Origin of the sequence: Pseudanabaena minima str. Chao 2107, from assembly GCF_051131155.1 — a bacterium.
GTDB lineage: Bacteria > Cyanobacteriota > Cyanobacteriia > Pseudanabaenales > Pseudanabaenaceae > Pseudanabaena > Pseudanabaena minima.
In genome coordinates this window covers 765,795-785,843 of sequence record NZ_CP159508.1, presented here as the reverse complement: position 1 = coordinate 785,843, position 20,049 = coordinate 765,795, and the positions used below count along the sequence as shown (strand labels likewise).

Sequence of the window (20,049 nt, the reverse complement as noted above, 5' to 3'; positions counted from 1 at the left end):
ACCTAAACCCGCCCCTACTGCATACACGATAACCTGACGGAGTGATGGTTCCACGTAACGCCAGTTATTAGACTAAAAAGAGTTGATTAGGATCAAAATAAACTTGCCACGGTTGAGAATATTCCTTGAGAATAAGCCATCTTTCTTTAAATACTTCTGCTTGTAGATGATAATCCCAATCATGGTCAGGAGGATTATTTAACTTAATATACAAAGTCATACGGTGAGGTGTTTCTGTAGTACGAACTAACCAACAGGGAATCGTGTTTGGTAAGTCACTTTTGACTGAATTTTCTAAAAATGTAATATGGTGGGCGCGAATGCCTATGTGGGTTGTCAGGTTTGGAGCATCATAGTTAACTTGGAGATTACATTCCCAATCGATCGCTTCAACATGATGATGTGAAATCAGGTTTATCCGTGAAAAGTTTTTGCAGCCTGTCAGCCTTGCTGTTTCTAGATTTGAGGGGTTTTCGAGAACATCTGCCTTCTTCCCATATCGCATGACTTGACCATGATCTAAAATCAACAGATTTGTACAGATGCGATAGGCTTCCTCAATGTTGTGAGTGACAAATAGCGTCAGCCCCTGATAATTGCTAAGCGCCGAAATTAGCTCTCGTTCCATTTGGCTACGCAGATGCGTATCTAATGCCGAAAATGGTTCATCGAGCAGAAGGATTTCGGGTTGACTGACTAGCGCCCTTGCTAGGGCAACTCTTTGCTGCTGTCCACCAGAAAGTTGGTGAGGATAGCGATCGCTAAATCCCTGTAGCTCAATGCTATGTAATTGTTCAGAGACTTTTTGCTTGATTTGTAATGATGGTAATTCCTTAGGCAAACCAAAGGCAATATTTTGCGCGACCGTTAGATGCGGAAACAGGGCGTAATTTTGGAATAGAAAACCAATATGGCGATCGCGACTAGGTAAATTAATATTTTTAGTACTATCAAATAAAACTTTCCCATTAACTACAATCCGCCCACTTGATGGAGTTTCCATCCCTGCAATGCATTTGAGCAGCATACTTTTACCTGTACCTGATGCCCCCAAAATGCCAATTGATTGATCAACACAATGTAAAGCAATTTGTAAATCAAACTCAGGTAACTGTTTGGTGATATTGATGAATAAGCCTTGTTGGGGATTAGTAATTGGTGATTGGGAATTGGTGATTGGGAATTGGGAATTGGTGATTGGTGATTGAATTTTTTGCTTTTTGCTTTTTGCTTTTTCGTTTTTCGTTTCTCTTTTATTTGACCAAAGATTGGCAAAGGCGATCGCTGAGCATGAAATAGATAAAATCACGGCTGTCCAGAGCCAAGCCTCTTGAGTTTCCCCTGCTTCTACGGCTGCATAAATGGCAAGGGGAATTGTGGTGGTTTGCTTGGGAATATTACCCGCTAGCATCAATGTTGCGCCAAATTCACCTAAGCCTCTAGCAAAGGCAAGCATCGTCCCAGCTAAAATCCCTGGGAAGGCTAACGGTAGAGCAATTTGCCAGAAAACGCGCAGATCAGAAGCGCCAAGGGTTTTGGCGGCTTGGAGCAAATTTCCATCTACTTGCTCGAAAGCTCCTTGAGCAGTTTTATACATTAATGGAAACGTGACTACGATCGATGCAACTACTCCAGCATACCAAGTGAAAATAATATTGAAATGGAACAGTTGTAAGAACTTCCCTATCCAGCCATATTGTCCAAATAGTTGTAATAGTAGAAACCCAACCACTGTGGGCGGTAACACGAGCGGGGCGAGGAATATACTATCAAATACTGATTTCCATTTGCCGCGATAGTTTAGCAAGGTATAGGCAGCCGTAATTCCTAAAAAGAATGTAAAAAAGATGGCAGTAGTAGCGACCTTGAGGGATATCCACAAAGGGGAGAAATCAACGGTTACTGAATCCATATTTTTTAAATCGTAGTTTTATCCCAAAACACAAAATGACTATAGCGGTTCACAGTCTAGTAAAGTTCGTGATTGTTTCCCCGCCTGCGGCGGGGAAACAATCCTTTGTACCTCGCTTGCTTGAAAAGCGCTATATGCCATTTTGTGTTTTAAAAGCCCTGACTGCGTTTGGTTGTTTAATTCACAAAAATGTGATAATTAAGAATCTTGCTCAGTAATTAAACCTATTTCTTGACCATAAGAGAGTTCTAGAGTGTGACCATCAGGATCTCGCAAAAAAGTCCAATAGCCAATTGGATATCCAGAATCCTTTGGCTCCTGTATTAGTACACCTTCCTGTCGAGCAATTGCACAGAGCGCATCCATTGCTTCTCGACTCCTACAGCCAACACCAAGATGGGCGAAAGGTGATAAAACAGGCTGTACAGATTTGGTTTGGATTAGCACAATTACAAAAGGACGAGTGCGATCGCTAAGCCAGACTACTTCAGCCTCGGACTCTTGATCAATGCGGCGATGGACAATCTGCATCTCTGCATAGGTGGCATAAAATTTGATACTGTTTTCAATATTGGCAACAGGAAGCGCTATGTGAGTCAGTCCAATATCAATCATTGCTACTTAATACCTCAATACATATCTTAGGACTTTGCCATAAAGTGAGGAAAAGGAACCGATTTTTGATGGCGAGGCAAAGCCTCGCCATCAAAAATCTTATAAAAATATACTTAATATACTTAGTACAGGACAAAAAATTGCAAAATTAAGCAAGGAGGGAATGGTAACCACATCAAAAACAAGTAATCCTAACTAAAAAAACAAAAGATTCAAATTTCTGATATCTCTTAGAATAATTATTTGAGTCTAGATACTCTCTCAACTCATTTTGAATTGCTAGAATTTGTCAAGAAATCTGTGCTTTTTGCCTACTTACAGCCTATTGAGGCTTTGAGTAATACAGATAAATTTTGGGGTTTAATTAAGCGCAAAGCGCTGTAACTTAATAGATTCACAAGAATAGGGTAATTCAAAGGAAATATTAAAGTAAATTCAAACTATTTTTTTTGTATTTTACTTAGTAGTTGCAATTCAGGTTTTGCATACAGCTACAGCTTTATATTTGTGGGCTTGATTTTATGCTATATATCAATCTTAACTTAACTTAACTTATCTTGCTTGAGATCTTAGAGGTTATATGGTGATCCCAAAGCGGTTTTCCAACGCTCTTCTATTTATATCTGTAATCGCTTTAGCTAACAGAGGTTATGCCCAGAGTATTACTCCAGCAAATGATGGTTTGAATACAAATGTCGATCAAGTAGGCAACCAATACAACATCACGGGTGGAACACAGGCTGGTGGCAACTTATTTTATAGTTTACAAAAATTAGGGCTATCTACAGGGGAAATAGCCAATTTTCTGAGTAATCCAAATGTTCAGAATGTCTTAACTCGTGTAACGGGTGGAGAAGCTTCGCTAATCAATGGATTGATTCAAGTAACGGGTGGGAACTCAAATCTATTCATCATGAATCCTGCGGGAATTGTGTTTGGTGCAAATTCAAGTTTGAATGTACCTGCTAGTTTCTCAGCTACAACTGCATCAGGTATCCAAGTGGGAAATGGCTGGTTTGGTATTAATAGCAGCGTTGATGAGGTTCGCAACCTTACGGGTAATGTCACGGGCTATGCTTTTACGAATACTTTGCCTAGTGTTGCTCCAAATCCATCAGGTGTCATCCTAAATGAAGGGAATCTGAATGTCAGTGCAGGAAAAAGTGTGACCCTCGTTGGTGGCATGGTCGTAAACACAGGCACGATCGCAACACCTTCTGGCAACATCACGATCGCTGCGACTCCCGATAATAAGTTTATCAAAATCACCAGTGAAGGAAGTTTGCTCTCTCTCGAATTGCCGATCGCTGATCGTCAAGCCGCTGGTAACGCACCTGTATTGCGTGGTGTGGATTTACCGAGTTTGCTGACGGGCAAGACTGCGGGAACTGCGATCGCCTCAGCACAAGTTGGAGATGTGATTGTCGAAGACGCTTTTATTCGTGCAGGAACTGTAAATTTGCACGCTACGAATAATTTGGGTGTCAGCAACAGTTGGGTTATTGGTACAGATAAGTTAACGGGCACGGGCAACAATGTTAACGTGAATAACACAATCGTTTTAGCGAAAGATGCCACGGTTGTCGCCAAAAACAATTTGAATATCGCGGAGAGTTTAGTTCGTACCACAGGAAATTTGGCGCTGCAAGCGAATAATGTGGTGACAATGAGGGATAGTGTCAAAACACCTCTTGCGATCATTTCAGGTGGAAATTTAAAGATTCAGGGAAATAATGCCATTGATATCTGGGCGTTAAAGCATTCCAATATCACCCCCTTTATCAGTGGTGGCAACCTTGATTTGATCAGTAATGGCAATGTTTCTTTTGATGCACATTCTTATACTGGTGGTGGGTTTTCCATTAAGAAATTGGATGGTGCACTCGGTACATTTGTTAGCCTCTTTGACCCGATTATCAGCTCAAATGGTGATGTAACTTTTGGCGATTATACGGGAGTATCGTTAAAGGTAGAAACCAAGGGCAGCATCACAGCAGGGAATATCACTATCACTGGACCAGATGTCGGCTTGGTCGGGACTGACACGGACATTCCTACGTTAACCAGTAGTGCATCTTTGATTTTGAGAGCAGGTTTGACAACTTTACAAAATGCACCGAACAATGCACCTCAAAATTTTGGAGGAGTCACTTTCACTACTGCTGGTACTAAAGGAGCAACATATAGCATCTCAACACCAACTTTTAACTTTCAAGACATTTCTGGCACAGGTACATTTATCCCATTAGGTGATGACCAAGTTAGCGGTGCGATTCCTCTTGGCTTCAGCTTTGGTTTCTTTGGAACTAACTATACCAATGTCTATGTTAGTTCTAATGGATTTATAACGGTACTCCCTGCTCAATCTAGTGGTTGTTGTAGTGGACAAGCACTACCTAGCACAGGAGGTCCTAATGGCGTGATTGCAGCTTGGTGGGAAGACTTTAACGTACCACAAGGCAATATTCGCTATCAAACGCTAGGAACATCAGGCTCCCAAACTTTCATTACTCAATATACAAATGTACCTCATTTTCTCGGTGTACCTGTGACTTGGCAAATCAAACTATTTGAAGGTAGTAATAATATAGAAGTGCATTATCCTAATGCAGTCTCAGATGGTGGAACACACTCGGCAGGAATTGAAAATCAAACTGGAACGATTGGAAATCAGTTTTATCGCGGTACCGCCGGAATTCCTGCTAACACAGCAGTTGCCTATAGTAACATCATTATTCCTACTGTCAGTGCGGGTACGATCGCTGTTGGCAATATCACAACCGCAGGTGGTCCTATTATCCTCCAATCTCCTGCAGGGATTACTCTCAATGGGAACTCTGTGTCAGGAGATAGTGCCACCTTTGATGGAGCACTTTCTCTAACTCAAAATACAACGATCACTGCTAACGAAATCAACTTTAATGGCGGAGCTAATTCAGTGGCTGGGAATGGTTTAGTCTTAGCGCTAGCACCAGCAAATACCAACCAAAATATTCAAGTTGGGCTTGGGGCTGACACTGGAACAACTTCCCTAGATTTGACCAAAAACGATTTAGCAGCTTTAAAAGATGGCTTTACCTCCATCATCATTAACAATGCTGCTAACAATGGCATAGTCACTCTTAATACTGGTGTCACATTTAATGATCCTGTGAATATTGCTGGTGGTTCAACTTTAGTCGATGCTAATAGTAATATAACCTTTAATATTGGCGGGGTAAATCAATTCTCATTAGCTGGTTATCCTAATGGATTGACCTTTGCCTATACACTGCCAATCAACCCAAATCAATTGACGATTGCTCAAAATGTGCAGCAAGATTTAAAGCTATCGTCATTATCACCAGTAGCATTTCTCTCATCCGATGACATTGAATTTCAACGCCTTGAAAGATTCTTGATTGTAATCGTCGAGTTGATGAATAAAGATGGAGGAGATTTGGCGATCGACGCTAAAGACATTATTTTTGATCAATCAGCCAATCAAGATGTGATTAAATTAGCAATCCGTCGCTCAATCGGTAAGTTTATTGGCAATGAATTTATCGATCTAGTAGATGTCAATTTTGAGGCTCAAAAAGATAATAAGACTATTCTGCTGAAGGTTCGCAAGTCACCTAAACCTGCGAAGTTCTTAAAAGATTAAGTAAATGCCCTGCACCCAAAAGTGCGGACTAAAAGCTAAAGTCATCTGAAGATGTCTACCAAATTGCGATCGCAATTCTATAAAAAAGAGACCGTCCTACGCGCGGTCTCTTTTTTCTGTGATTAGGCAAATCTTAGAATATTTTGGACAATTTGGTTACCTGAAAAAGTGTTACATGATCTCAGGGTAATAGCTTTAGCTACTATGGAATAGCGAGTATTTTTTGCGGGGGAAAGCAAATATCATCAACAACTTCTTATTTGAGAATTATGCCCCATTTACTAACCCGATCAAATAAAGACCTTAACACCAATAACTCCACTGCTTCACACTCAAATAGATCTGGGAACTATAGTATTGGCTATATGACTGACATTAGTATAGAGCGATATAACACAGTCAAAATCTACTCTTTAAGTCTGGAAATTAATTAGATTCTCCAAGCAAATAATTCCTTTGCAAGTATATGAAAGTCAGAGTGCATTTGACATTTGATTCTATAGGTTATAGGTAAGTTATAATTAAGTTATAAGCAAGTTATAAGGTCTGAAGTTGTGATTAATAGCTGACCCAAAAGCTATGTTATTTATCGTAATATATAGCATCAGCCTATGAGATTTTTGTTATGTTCATTTTAAAACATGGTTTAAGTTACTTATTACTAACTGGCATAATCGCATCAGCAAATGGTGTTCATGCCCAGAGCATCACTACAGGTGCTAATGGATTAAATACAAACGTCGATCAAGTAGGCAACCAATACAACATTACGGGGGGAACACAGGCTGGGGGCAACTTATTTTATAGTTTACAAAAATTAGGGCTATCTTCAGGGGAAATAGCTAATTTTCTGAGTAATCCAAATGTTCAGAATGTCTTAACTCGTGTAACGGGTGGAGAAGCTTCGCTAATTAATGGATTGATTCAAGTAACGGGTGGAAACTCTAATCTATTCATCATGAATCCTGCGGGAATTGTGTTTGGTGCAAATGCGAGTTTGAATGTGCCTGCCAGTTTCTCGGCTACAACTGCGTCAGGAATCCAAGTGGGAAATGGCTGGTTTGGAATTAATAGTAGCGTTGATGAGGTTCGCAACCTTACTGGTAATGTCACGGGCTATGCATTTACAAATACTTTGCCTAGTGTTACTCCAAATTCATCAGGTGTTATCGTCAATGAAGGGAATCTGAATGTCAGTACTGGAAAAAGTGTGACCCTCGTTGGTGGTATGGCCGTAAATACAGGCACGATCACATCACCTTCAGGTGACATCACGATCGCTGCGACTCCCGATAATAAGTTTATCAAAATTACTAGTGAAGGAAGCTTGCTCTCTCTTGAACTACCGATCGCTGATCAACAAACTGTTGGTAATGCGCCTGTGTTGCGCGGTGTAGATTTACCAAGTTTGCTGATTGGTAAAACCGCAGGAACAGCGATCGTCTCGGGGAATTTAGATGTATCGGGCAACAATGGTGGTAATGTTCAAGTTTTGGGCAGCAATGTTACTTTAGCAAGTGCCAACATCAATGCAAATGGAATCAACGGTGGCGGTACGGTACTGGTTGGTGGGGATTTACTTGGTACTGGCACAACACCTACGGCTCAATCAACAACGGTAGTGGACTGTTTCATCTAAAATAGTGCAATAGATACGGTTATTCTTCTTGCTCAAATACTGGATAAAGATGTTTCAGTTTGACTCTGGCATCGCTTGTCGAAAACCTCCATATTACTTTGGATGCATTCTGATTTCGAGACTTTTGCCAAGCGTCTATCTCCTCTTTGAGTTTGTCCTTGCTAGGAATCCGTCTATCTAAACATTGTTTTGATAAGACACTCAATTCGGTTTCGGCTACATTCAACCAACTACCATTACGCGGCGTATGATAAATTTCTAGTCTTCTTGCTAAACGATGAGCTTCTGGTGCAGGAAATGCTTCATACAGCGAAGCTATATTATGGGTATTCAGATTATCACTGAGTAGCTTTACTTTTCGTGCATTCGGATAGTCCTCATCCAACAATTGACGTATTTCCTCAGCCCAATCTATCCTTGTTCGACTATCTCGGCTACTCACCCGTCTCCATCCTCGATGAGGGTCAACAAACATGAATAGGGCTTGAACACCTTCACGCTCATAGTGGTAGTCTTCTTTTTTATCTTGTCCAGGTTGCATCGCTATTGGTGGATAAACCTCTCCGAGTAGTTGCTTTGATGCTTCATCCATTGCAATCAACGGTTCTTCTTCGCATGGCTCCGTGCTATACAAGTCAAGGACGACTTCCATTTCTGCCACAAATCTTGCTAAATCTCTTTCGGGAATACAAAATCTCTGGGTTTTCCAAGGTCGTAATTCGTTTTTTTTAGAGTACGCCACACCGTTGATGCGGAAATTTCGGTAATAACTTGTCTTTGCTTGAGTTCTGACGTTAATAGTCTGATTGTCCACTCAGCACGTCCTTCTGGTGGGTCTGCACAACACAGAGCAATTATGTGGGCTTCGCTAGAGCCATCGACCTTGGGCGGTGTGGGGGGCGTTTTCCTTAATTGTCTCTCTAGTGCAGGTTTTTCACCTTTTTGCAGAAATCTTTGGCGAATTCGACCTACGGTGTTTCTATGCACCTGCAATGCTTCTGCTATTTCTTCATCAGTCCATGTTCTCTTGCTGTATTTTCCTTCATCACACATCAGTAAAATTCTGGCGTGCAAGATCTTTTTTGCAGGTGCATAGCCATTTCGACTAATTTGTTCTAAGTTTTCTCTATCCTCTACTGTTAAATAGACTTTATCTCGCCTTCCTCTTCCCATGATTAGGGCTCTCCAAACCAATATCTATTGCACTATTTTAGATGAAACAGTCCAGTAGATGCAAATAGTAAGATTAACGCTGATGCATTGACTAATGGCAATGGAGGCAAAGTAATCGTATGGGCAGATAATACAACAAAATTTGATGGCACGATTACGGCAAAAGCTGGAACCCAAAGCGGTAATGGTGGACTAGTTGAGACTTCTGGCAAAAATACTTTGATTGTGGGCAATACCGCACTGGTAAATACTTCAGCTCCACAAGGTTTATCAGGTAATTGGTTGCTCGATCCAACTTCGATCACGGTGGTGGCGGCTGGGGGAATTGATCCTGATTTGACAGCAGTTAATGCTAATACAGGGGCTAGCACTGTTGATAGCTCAGTAATTGTGACAGCACTTGGCGTTGGAAATGTTACCCTCACCGCAGCTAATTTTATTACTGTCGATGCAGCGATCAATTCTGCTTCTGGAAATGGCTTAGTGCTTAATGCTCCCACCACTAATCTCAATGCACCGATTACTTTAACAGGTACGCTCACGGGTAATGCAACTACGGTCAATGTGGGTGTTGCAGGTATAGTGCAAAATGGTGTGGATGCAGCGGCTTCTGGCGCGACCGTGAATCTGGCTGCTACTACTTATACACTAGGCGCAACAGTTCCAATTAATAAAAACCTGACAGTAAATGGTGCAGGTGCAAATAATACTATTGTTAGTGGTAACAATGCTGTCCGAGTTTTTAATATTCGCAACAATAGTACTGTCAACATAAATGACTTGGCTGTCACAAATGGAAGATCCGCTTCAGATGCAGCAGGGGCAGATATCGAGTCAGGCTCGACACTGAACCTGAATAGAACTATCTTCTCAAACAATTCTGGAAGTTTAGGTTCAGCAATTAGTAATGGTGGCATACTTAATATCGATAACAGTATCTTCTCTAACAATTCAGCACCCGCAGGTAGCGGCATAACAAATTTTAATGCCACCGCCACAATCTCTAACAGTACCTTTTCTAACAATTCGGCAAATATACTTGGAGTAATTTACAGCCAGAATTCAACAACCACAATCTCTAACAGTACTTTCACTGGCAATACATTAGCCAATAGAGCAGGAGCAGCAATTTTTAATGAGGGTGGTACGACTAATATTTCTAATAGTACTTTTTCTGGCAATTCAACTACTAATGGTAGAGGAATTATTTTTAACTTCTCGGGCACAACTAACATATCTAATATTACTGTTTTTGGTAATACTCCCAATCCACAGGGAGCGATTTTTAACGAGAATGGGACAACCAATATTTCTAACAGCATCATAGTCGGTAATTCGTCAGTCGGGAATCCAGAAATCAACAGAACAGGTGGGACTATCAATTTTTCTGGAGCGAACATTGTTGGTGAAAATGCAACAAGTGGTATTAATGGAACTACTACAGGTGTAACGCCCATTACTCCGACTGGAGCAGCCAGCACGGTAATTAACACTACCCTCGCCAATAATGGTGGTTCCACGCAAACATTTGCCCTTTCTCCTAACAGTATTGCCCTTGATGCAAGTACTACAGCAGGTGGAGCAATTCCTACCACATCTGACCAGCGCGGTATCCTTACAGTTAATGGTACTCGCGATATCGGTGCATTTGAGTCAAGAGGATTTACTCTCACTCCCATAAACGGAACCACACCACAAAGTACTACTGTCAACACATTGTTTGGGAATCTCTTAGGAGTTACTGTCAGCTTTGATGGCGGGGTTGTGGATGGAGAAACAGTTACCTTTACCGCACCAAATACTGCTGCATCAGGCTTGTTTGGTGCGAGCAGCACCACCACAGTAACAATTACGGGAGGCATAGCCACTGCTGGAACTTTCAGGGCTACCACCACATCGGGAACTTATAATGTCACAGCTACAGCTACAGGCGTATCCAACACCGCCAACTTTGCTTTGACCAACACCCCAGATGTACCAGCCACCATCACCGCCACAGGAGGCACACCACAAAGCACAGTCGTCAACACCGCATTTGCCAATCAATTACAAGTATTAGTAAGAGACCAATTCGGCAACGTTGTCCCAAATAGCACTGTCACCTTCACCGCACCTAATGCTGGAGCATCAACAGCAGTTGTCAGCACAACTGCAACCACCAATGCTAATGGAGTCGCCACAGTTTCCGTTAATGCCAACACGATCGCAGGCACCTATACCAACACAGCTACATCAGGAGCCGCTACACCCGCCAACTTTGCTTTAACCAATATCCCAGTCGTTGTACCACCAGTCGTTGTACCACCAGTCGTTGTACCGCCAGTCGTTACACCGCCAGTTGTTACACCGCCAGTCGTTACAACAAAGCCAGACATAGATCCTAATAAGGAGACTCGTCGTCATGATGAGAAGAAAGTGGTGGTTTTGTCACCATTAACTCCGATCGCATTTCTCTCAACCGATGATATTGAATTCCAGCGCCTTGATAGATTCCTGATCGTAATCGTTGAGATGATGAATAAAGATGGTGGCAATTTAGCGATCGACGCTAAAGACATTTGGAAAGATGCTGATATCAGTATCATTAATGAATCGAGCAATCAAGATGTGATTAAATTAGCAATCCGTCGCTCAATCGGTAGATTTATTGGCGATGAATATATCGAGCTGGTAGATGTCAACTTTGAAACTAAAAAAGACAAGAAAAACATTCTGCTTAAGGTTCGTAAGTCTCCTAGACCTGCGAAGTTTCTCAAGAATTAAATGCTAAGATACTTGAGTTAAATTTTTTAAAAAAGTAAGCCAAATATCTTATCCTGTTCAGTCTTAATGGTTATAATCTTTTAACGTGCAGTTTATTTCAGACTGTCATACAGACTTGAAATATATCAACAGTATAATTAAATGGTGTGAGCAGACTAATGGCAAAACAAACAAAAGACTTCCTCAAGAGCTTAATATGGACAATTGTAATTAGCTCAGGATATTTTGTGCTCCCCAGCTATGCTGAAACGATCGCATTAAGCCAAAAGAATGCAAAGCCAAAAGAGACTACCGCCAAGGTAAACAAAACCGCGATCGCCCAAGTCAATTCCATCAAGCAAGTACAGCTAATCGGCAATACCGTCCTCACACCCGAAGCGATCGCAACTATCCTTCAGCCACTGCAAGGTAAAGCTATCAGCCCAGAGCAAGTCAAAGCCGCCGCCGAAGCCATCACCCAGATTTATATCAGCAATGGCTACATCACATCCTCCGCTCAATTTGATCCAAGCGATCCTCAAAGCGTTGTTAATGGAGTTGCCCAAATCAAAGCAATTGAAGGACAAATAGAACGGGTTGACATCTTAGGCACTGTTCAAACCAATCCTGACTATGTGCGATCGCGAGTAGAACTGGGAATCACCAAACCATTCAATGCCAACGCAGTCGAAGATCAGTTACGACTCCTAAAAGCCGATCCTCTATTTACAAAAGTAACCTCGAGCCTTAAGCCCAGCAACGAATCAGGTAAAAGCTTACTAGTTGTCGAAGTAGCAGAATCAAAACAGTTTGGCGGCTCTGTCAGCTTTGACAACTACACACCTGTCGCTGTTGGTTCCGAACGAATGGGCGCATTGCTAACCTATCGCAATCTTACAGGGCTTGGTGATTTGCTGTCAGCTTCCTATTATCGCAGCACCACAGGAGGCTCTAATCTCTACGATTTTAGCTACAGCATACCCGTCAATCCGATGAATGGAACAGTAGCAGTTCGCTATGCACCAAATAACTATCGAATTACTGATCCAGACTTTGCTGCCTTTAATATCCGTGGCGCGAGCAGTCTCTATGACATCGTTTATCGCCAACCCTTGATTCGCAATCCTCGCGAAGAATTTGCCATATCTCTAGGCTTTGCACATCAGACAGGACAAACTTTCTTGTTTGAGAACCTTGCAACCCCATTTGGAATTGGACCTGATGCCAATGGTGTTAGCACCACCAGCGTATTTCGCCTTGGTCAAGACTATATTTTGCGTGACAATGATGGCGCATGGTCATTGCGATCGCAGTTCAATCTTGGTACAGGATTATTTAATGCTACCTATGTAACCATACCTAACGCTGGCTTTTTTAGCTGGACTGGACAGGCTCAACGTGTTCAAGTGCTTGGCTCTGATGCTCTTCTGATAGCCTCTTTTGATTCCCAATTGTCTGCAAATCCCTTACTGCCTTCTCAACAATTCACAATTGGTGGCGGGCAATCACTGCGAGGATTTCGTCAAAACGCACGATCAGGAGATAATGGGATTCGCCTCAGCATCGAAACTCGCCTAGTTACTGCTCGTGATCAAGAAACTCAGCGAGCAATTTTCCAGATAGCTCCTTTTATCGATCTCGGCGCAATTTGGAATAATGGGAATAATCCCACACCTTCATTGTCGCAAAACTTCCTAGTTGCAGGAGGACTTGGAGTAATTATCGAGCCAATTAAAAACTTTGTGATACGAATTGATGCTGCGCTTCCATTTATAAACTTGCAAGGACGTGGCAACAATCTTCAAGATGCTGCTGTTTATTTCAGTACTAACTATCTGTTCTAATCAGCGATCGCTGTCCTAAAAAAACAAAAAGAGAGGTATTTCTTGGCAATATCTCTCTTTTTTTACAGCAATTCTCATCACGAAGACGATTTTCATAATGAGAATTGCTGTTTTTAATTGTGGTTATTCATTCAATCCTCAGCAATAGGCTAATATAAGAGATTAAGCAAACTTTTAATCATAGTTGCTAATCAACTTATAAGCATATTTACTTAGGCAGACTTGCGTGCAAGCAATAGACCCACAAGAACTATATCCCTTTGAACTTGACCCGTTTCAGTTACAGGCGATCGCCGCCTTGCAAGCAGGTAAGTCGGTCGTTGTTTGTGCGCCAACTGGTTCAGGCAAAACTCTAATTGGCGAATATGCAATTCATGCTGCATTGGCAGACCATCGCCGAGTTTTTTATACCACACCACTTAAGGCACTTTCCAATCAAAAGTTACGCGATTTTCGGCATCAGTTTGGCGATGATAATGTTGGTTTGCTCACAGGTGATACATCTGTAAACCGTGACGCGCCGATTTTAGTAATGACTACCGAAATTTTTCGGAATATGCTCTATGGCACACCGATTGGTGAAGTTGGCACTTCGCTTACGGATGTGGAAGTGGTGGTACTAGATGAATGCCACTACATGAACGATCGCCAGAGGGGAACCGTATGGGAAGAATCGATTGTGTATTGTCCTGCGGAAGTGCAACTGGTAGCGCTCTCAGCAACCGTAGCAAATAGCCAACAACTGACCGACTGGATTCATAAAGTGCATGGTGATACGGAGTTAATTTATTCTGATTTCCGTCCTGTTCCTCTTGAACATTCTTTCTGCAATAACAAAGGTTTCTTTCCTTTATTGGATAGTTCCAATCAAAAGATTAATCCTCGTCTCAAGCCACTTACCAATAAGCCACCATCCAAAGAAGAAAGACATAAAATTGTCCCTCCCATTGGAGCCGTAATTTCGCATCTACGTCAGCGTGATATGCTGCCAGCGATTTACTTTATCTTCAGCCGTCGTGGTTGCGACAAATCGGTGACAGATTTGGGCAATGTTTCCCTTGTTAATGCAGAAGAATCACTGAGACTAAAGCCACAAATTGATGCATTTATAGCCGCTAATCCCGAAATTGGTAAGCCTGCCCACATTGATGCTCTCTATCGTGGTATTGCCGCTCACCATGCAGGAATTTTGCCCGCTTGGAAAGGATTTGTAGAAGAGTTATTTCAGCAAGGTTTGATTAAAGTTGTATTTGCCACGGAAACTCTGGCGGCGGGAATTAATATGCCTGCGAGAACTACCGTTATCTCCAGCATTTCTAAGCGTACCGATCGCGGACATCGGTTACTTAATGCCTCAGAGTTTCTGCAAATGGCCGGAAGGGCAGGACGACGGGGTATGGATAAGGTTGGCTATGTTGTTACTGTGCAGACTCCCTTTGAAGGCGCAAAAGAAGCGGCTCATCTTGCGACTTCTAGCGCCGATCCGCTAGTTAGTCAATTTGCGCCAAGCTATGGAATGGTAATGAATTTGCTGCAAACTCACTCCCTTGATCAGGCTAGGGACTTGGTAGAGCGTAGCTTTGGACAGTATCTTGCCGATCTTAATCTCGCGCCGCAAATCCAGAGCCTCGAATCGATAATGGAACAGATTGCTAAGTTAGAAGCTGACCTTGCAACTGTAGATCTGAAGCAATTGGAAGTTTATGACAAACTCCGCGATCGCCTCCGTGAAGAAAAGCGACTTTTGAAAATGTTGGCACAGCAATCAGAAGAGATGCGCTTAAATGATTTAGCATCTTACGCACCCTATTTGCTATCGGGTTCGCCACTCACAATTCGCACCAATAAAGGTTTGATTATTCACACCGTTCTTGCAGCCAAAGTTCAAGGTTCTGGACAATTTCCTTGGTTTGTCTGTCTTGGTCGTGATAATCGTTGGTATACGGTCGGTTACAAAGATATCGTCCAAGTTGGCAGTGATTTATTACTTGATGGTGACATCGACTATCCCGCAAAGCTGCCCTTAAGACCAGGACAGTCGATCGATGGCGATGAAACTAGTTTGGCGATCGCTCAAAAAATTACCCCATTACCAGATCCAGAATTAGCTCCTGAAGTAATCAAACAGCAAGCGCGAGTGATGGCGATCGAGTCAGAGATGAATCAGCATCCTGTCTCGAAAATGAGCGATCGCGGTGCAGTTTTCAAAAAAGTAAATCGTCTTGACCAATTACAACGCCAAATTGAGTTTCAGCAAAAAGTAGTCAATGAACGCCGACAAAGGCATTGGCAAGAGTTTATGAGTCTCGTTAACATCTTGCAATTTTATGGATGTCTTGAAGATACGCAACCTACTGACAAAGGTAAGGTCGTGGCAGCGCTGCGTGGTGAAAACGAACTGTGGTTAGCCCTATGCCTGATGTCAGGCGAACTAGACAACCTCGCACCCCACCATCTCGCCACTGTCTGCGCGGCGATCGTCAGCGAAAATAGTCGCCCCGATAACTGGATCAAGTTCGGGCTATCTCCTACTGTTGAAGATGCTCTTGATGGGTTACGCGATCGCCGCCGCGAGTTGATGCCAGTCCAACGCCGCCATTTAGTGGATATTCCTGCATGGCTGGATTATGAACTAACAGGCTTAGTGGAGCAATGGGCTTTGGGAATGGAATGGTTTGAGCTTTGCCAAAATACCAACCTTGATGAAGGCGATATCGTTCGTTTAATGCGGCGCACCATCGATTTACTATATCAAATTCCCCATGTTCCCAATTTGCCTTCGCAAATCTATCAAGCCGCTAAGCAAGCCGCACAAATGATCGATCGCTTCCCAGTAAATGAGGTAATTTAAGTTTCCCTTTATCATTGATTCTTTGGAAACTGTCATTATGGCGACCACTAGTTATCTCACGTTTAGCCAAAGAGGCGATCGCCAAATCTATATTTGACTTATTATATAAAATTTTATATAATTTGATGGCATTTAATTTATATGTAGTAATCCAAAACTATGTCGATCAAGTTTTACGAAAGTCCGTTTCATGCGATCGCGGAGCCTGAAGTCGCTAGTAAGTCGGTTTTGAAGGCTGACTTGACGATCATGATTAGAGACATAATTGAAAATAAAGGTTGGACGCAAAAGGAAGCGGCTGAAAGGTTAGCAGTTACTCAGCCGCGTGTGTCGGACATTGTGAATGGAAAAATTGATAAGTTTACTTTGGATATGCTTTTTTCAATGCTTGATAAGCTCGGATTTAGGACTGAATTTACTTTTAGCAGTTTAGAAAGTGCTTCTATTAAAATCCAAACAAGGGATTTAGCTAAAGCCGCTTAGTTATTTTTGCCTTTTTATTTTTTCGATTTCAGCTTTTAGTTCCTTGTATCTTTTCTCGATAGTTTTCATGGCTTGTCGATCTACGCCGTTTGTTGTCTTCTCAAATGAGTGTAAGACGACAACTGTATCTAGAAATTTTGCTATGTAGACACATCTAAAGGCTGGGCTACCATTGATTTTAAGTTCGATTACACCAGCACCGATACTTTCAATAGTTTGAATTGGTAAGAATGGCTTTTTGTCGTCTTGGACTGCTCTTAGGCTAGTTCCAAATTGTTGTTGAATCTCTTTTGGAAAGTCTTTGTATTCTCTTTCGGCAGCATCGCTTACAAAGGCAAATTTTTTCATAAGTCGATTATCTTGAAGGTTGGACTCCTATGATGGATGGCAAATTTTAGCTAACTCAAGGATGAAATCAGAAGTGCATTAGGTGAAATTATTTAACAAATAAGGATCTTAAGGTTGAGGCTACAAGATCTTCTAGTTAATTAATTCCACCTAAATATTGAGAGAAAAGATAACTACTCTGTGAGCTTATTTAGTTGATCTAAAACTTCAGATTGCCAAGATTCAGCTATGCGGGTTTTGAGTAAATCATAAAGATGATGCTGATTATAGTCATTAAACCAACCTGCAAATTTGTCGTGTACTTCTTCGCGAAATGATACTCCTTGACCGTACAAGTCAGAACACTTCAACCAGATAGAATTATTCTCAAGAGCAGGGCGAAAGATTTGTGATCCAATTTGTTGTGATGAAATGACAAATTTTTGAAGCCAGTCTGATTCTAAATTTTCACGCAATTGCTCAACAAATTGATGAGCTGGTTCCAACTCATTGTCTTCTAAAATATCTTTAAAAAGAGGTGAAATTTCTGCGCTGAATTTTTTTGCACACTTGCTTGCAGATTCTCTAGCTCCAATTCCAAGCATTAGATAAATATCTAAGTTTGCCCAATCTCCATCTCTACGCATTGAAGCCCATACTGTGCGAGCATGACTATCTCGAATTGCATACAGGAAAAATCTATGAATCTTCTCATCATAGTCAAGGAGATTAGAATTATCGCTCATGAAGTCTTTTAATCTCTTAGAAACCTCTTTTTTGGCTTTTTGAAAATAAACCTCTTTTTTATTATCGATAAGGTAATCAATAGCTTTTGATACATTTTTGATCTGTTCTTCCTTGCTAGATCGAAGTTTCTTAATCTGCCTGCCTATATTTTCAGACAACACATTGGGGTCATCAGATTTAGAATTAAAAAAGTAAGTAGGCATTACTTCTCTAACTCCAATATTTTGTAAAGCTTTCTCTACTTGAGCCCGCTTAATCATGTAGCCTTCTTCATCTGATTCAGCATTTTCGCCAGTATCATCCTTCATTGCTAGTGCTTCATCATTTTTGGGTAAAACAAGTAAACAAAGTTTTTCATTGACATATTCAGATGGGTTTGTCTTACGCATATATTTAATCAGTGCTTGTACTGAAGGGGCAGGAGCTTGAGGAAAAGGAGTGCATAGCAATGAAATAGTCCGTGCATCGCCCAAGAAAGATACTAAGTCTTGACGAATTGAAGTTCCATCGATGCCTTTGGTATCAACAATCTCTAACTCATAGTTGATAATATTTTTTAATGGTCTGTAGGGTACAGTTACATCTATACGTCTAGGTATAGAAAAATCAGGATGACGACCATTATTTATCTCTTTAAAGTTCTCTTGCAGCCACTCAAGTGCTGGGACATCTGAAGATGCATCATAGGCAATTTTTCTACAGGTTCTGGTTGATAGAGAAAGATAAGTATTAAATTCCGAGTATAGTTCATCTAAATTACTACAATTTTCTGCTAGTTCTTTTACTGTCATCCTCGCCTTTTTACCTGTTAAACCAGACATATTTCTGAGTACTCGGGCAATTTCCTCTGATACTCCTCTCTGTTCAGAAGTGTTTTCAGGATCTTTAAAACCAGCACAAAAATCATTGGCAAGTTTATAAACTTCGCTATCTAGCAGAGGTTCAACATGAATAGCATACTCGAGTCCTTGTAAAATTCGCACTTCACAGACTGTTGTTCTTCCTCCTGAAACTTCAAAGACTGGTTCATTAGGCTTATTAATATGTTTTGTCAAAAGAAGTTCTGTCTGCTTGCAAATGGCAGAAGTTTTTCCAACTCCAATCTCACCAATGTAAGCGACCGTGTGTTTAGTTGATTCCAGATATTCTACTGCTTGACGAATTGCTGCCTCATGCATTGCCGCTTCACTAAGCAAGACTTGAGGAAGATCTTCCTCTTCTCGAAACATATTCAAAAGCTGTAGATATTGATCAGCTACATGGAGAGAATCTCTTTCAGGATGATTATAAAAAGGTCTTCTAAGGATTCCCCAATCTTGACGCAAGAAACTTAGGTAATTATTAGCATCAGAGGTTCCAACAGCATTACAGAAACTTATAACTTCATTATCAGTAGGTGTGATTTCTCCAGTCTCAATCCGAGAAACTCTACTTGTATCAACACCCATTGTCTTAGCTACTTCAGACTGTTTTAGTCCTGCGGATTTTCTTAGCTCAGACAAGGACTCATTCAAATTTGCGGGTAAATCAAAAGATACTTTAGACATTGATGACAATCTCAATTCAATATACAAGAGCATATATGCAGAAAATAGCTTTGTCAATTAGCATAAATGTTTTATATCTTTGGAAATACAAGCATATACACTAAAAAATAGTTGACAAAAAGAAATATATAAGATATTTTAATAAAATAGTATATTCGGACTGGTAAAATATTGTCTTTGAGATAGTGATCGCTATTTGATTCGATATTAGGAGCAATTTCGCCTTAATCTTTCGACGGATGCCAACCCGTACCCAATAACTCTTAACCTCCAAAGCATCAAAATCTCTGTCATCCATAACTAGAGCGATCGCCTCAATCTTGACATCTCTATGACGATTGCAAAAGGGGCAAGCTAACCAAAAACTCAACTCTTTAATGTTGCCACCCTCAGAAACAAGAATGATAAATTTCTCCATGTTGAGGCTTGATGCGATCTTTTTTTTGAGATCAAGATTGGGGCGATCGCTTTAAATAGTTGGTGTATCTGACGAAAATAGATGATTTTAAAGATGTAAAGCTAT

11 protein-coding genes are annotated in these 20,049 nt (G+C 41.2%); 6 read left to right on the top strand and 5 right to left on the bottom strand.

What is annotated here, in order from left to right; translation table 11 throughout:
* Positions 1 to 67: 67 nt before the first annotated feature.
* Entirely contained in the window at positions 68 to 1,912 is a 1,845-nt protein-coding gene (gene modB / locus ABM313_RS03520) for a molybdate ABC transporter permease subunit (RefSeq protein WP_434686319.1), read from the bottom strand.
* A gap of 198 nt (positions 1,913 to 2,110) precedes the next feature.
* Positions 2,111 to 2,527 (bottom strand): VOC family protein, encoded by a 417-nt coding sequence (locus ABM313_RS03515; RefSeq protein WP_434686318.1) that lies wholly within the window; start codon positions 2,525 to 2,527, stop codon positions 2,111 to 2,113.
* Between the two features lie 580 nt (positions 2,528 to 3,107).
* Here ABM313_RS03515 and ABM313_RS03510 point away from each other — a divergent pair.
* Positions 3,108 to 6,173, top strand: coding sequence for a filamentous hemagglutinin N-terminal domain-containing protein (locus tag ABM313_RS03510; RefSeq protein WP_434686317.1), 3,066 nt, complete (start codon positions 3,108 to 3,110; stop codon positions 6,171 to 6,173).
* A 625-nt stretch (positions 6,174 to 6,798) separates the two neighbouring features.
* Positions 6,799 to 7,812, top strand: a complete 1,014-nt coding sequence (locus tag ABM313_RS03505; RefSeq protein ID WP_434686316.1) for a filamentous hemagglutinin N-terminal domain-containing protein — start codon at positions 6,799 to 6,801, stop codon at positions 7,810 to 7,812.
* A 19-nt stretch (positions 7,813 to 7,831) separates the two neighbouring features.
* On the opposite strand, the gene ABM313_RS03500 is transcribed toward ABM313_RS03505, so the two are convergent.
* Positions 7,832 to 8,985, bottom strand: a protein-coding gene (locus tag ABM313_RS03500; RefSeq protein WP_434683792.1) for an IS630 family transposase whose coding sequence is annotated in 2 segments (ribosomal slippage) — positions 7,832 to 8,544 and positions 8,544 to 8,985 — 1,155 coding nt in all. Because the reading frame shifts where the segments join, the coding sequence is not laid out codon by codon here.
* Between the two features lie 87 nt (positions 8,986 to 9,072).
* On the opposite strand from ABM313_RS03500, the gene ABM313_RS03495 reads away from it, so the two are divergent.
* The 4 genes from ABM313_RS03495 to ABM313_RS03480 all read left to right on the top strand — a co-directional run bounded on the left by ABM313_RS03495 (position 9,073) and on the right by ABM313_RS03480 (position 16,905).
* Positions 9,073 to 11,748 carry a beta strand repeat-containing protein gene (locus ABM313_RS03495; RefSeq protein ID WP_434686315.1) on the top strand — a complete coding sequence of 892 codons (2,676 nt, stop codon included), beginning with the start codon at positions 9,073 to 9,075 and terminating at the stop codon, positions 11,746 to 11,748.
* A 158-nt stretch (positions 11,749 to 11,906) separates the two neighbouring features.
* Positions 11,907 to 13,571, top strand: a complete 1,665-nt coding sequence (locus ABM313_RS03490) for a ShlB/FhaC/HecB family hemolysin secretion/activation protein (protein WP_434686314.1) — start codon at positions 11,907 to 11,909, stop codon at positions 13,569 to 13,571.
* Positions 13,572 to 13,797: 226 nt separating this feature from the next.
* On the top strand, positions 13,798 to 16,422 hold the full coding sequence (locus ABM313_RS03485; protein ID WP_434686313.1) for a DEAD/DEAH box helicase: 2,625 nt from the start codon (positions 13,798 to 13,800) through the stop codon (positions 16,420 to 16,422).
* A 159-nt stretch (positions 16,423 to 16,581) separates the two neighbouring features.
* On the top strand, positions 16,582 to 16,905 hold the full coding sequence (locus tag ABM313_RS03480; protein WP_434686312.1) for a helix-turn-helix domain-containing protein: 324 nt from the start codon (positions 16,582 to 16,584) through the stop codon (positions 16,903 to 16,905).
* On the opposite strand, the gene ABM313_RS03475 is transcribed toward ABM313_RS03480, so the two are convergent.
* Positions 16,906 to 17,253, bottom strand: a complete 348-nt coding sequence (locus tag ABM313_RS03475) for a type II toxin-antitoxin system RelE/ParE family toxin (RefSeq protein WP_434686311.1) — start codon at positions 17,251 to 17,253, stop codon at positions 16,906 to 16,908.
* Between the two features lie 173 nt (positions 17,254 to 17,426).
* Positions 17,427 to 19,526: a helix-turn-helix domain-containing protein gene (locus ABM313_RS03470; protein ID WP_434686310.1), complete on the bottom strand. Its 2,100-nt coding sequence runs from the start codon at positions 19,524 to 19,526 to the stop codon at positions 17,427 to 17,429.
* Positions 19,527 to 20,049: the final 523 nt, after the last annotated feature.

Bases quoted from the DNA above. Each gene is read 5' to 3' on its own strand.
- modB (WP_434686319.1), bottom strand. From the start codon at position 1,912: ATGGATTCAGTAACCGTTGATTTCTCCCCTTTGTGGATATCCCTCAAG.
- ABM313_RS03515 (WP_434686318.1), bottom strand. From the start codon at position 2,527: ATGATTGATATTGGACTGACTCACATAGCGCTTCCTGTTGCCAATATT.
- ABM313_RS03510 (WP_434686317.1), top strand. From the start codon at position 3,108: ATGGTGATCCCAAAGCGGTTTTCCAACGCTCTTCTATTTATATCTGTA.
- ABM313_RS03505 (WP_434686316.1), top strand. From the start codon at position 6,799: ATGTTCATTTTAAAACATGGTTTAAGTTACTTATTACTAACTGGCATA.
- ABM313_RS03490 (WP_434686314.1), top strand. From the start codon at position 11,907: ATGGCAAAACAAACAAAAGACTTCCTCAAGAGCTTAATATGGACAATT.
- ABM313_RS03480 (WP_434686312.1), top strand. From the start codon at position 16,582: ATGTCGATCAAGTTTTACGAAAGTCCGTTTCATGCGATCGCGGAGCCT.
- ABM313_RS03475 (WP_434686311.1), bottom strand. From the start codon at position 17,253: ATGAAAAAATTTGCCTTTGTAAGCGATGCTGCCGAAAGAGAATACAAA.
- ABM313_RS03470 (WP_434686310.1), bottom strand. From the start codon at position 19,526: ATGTCTAAAGTATCTTTTGATTTACCCGCAAATTTGAATGAGTCCTTG.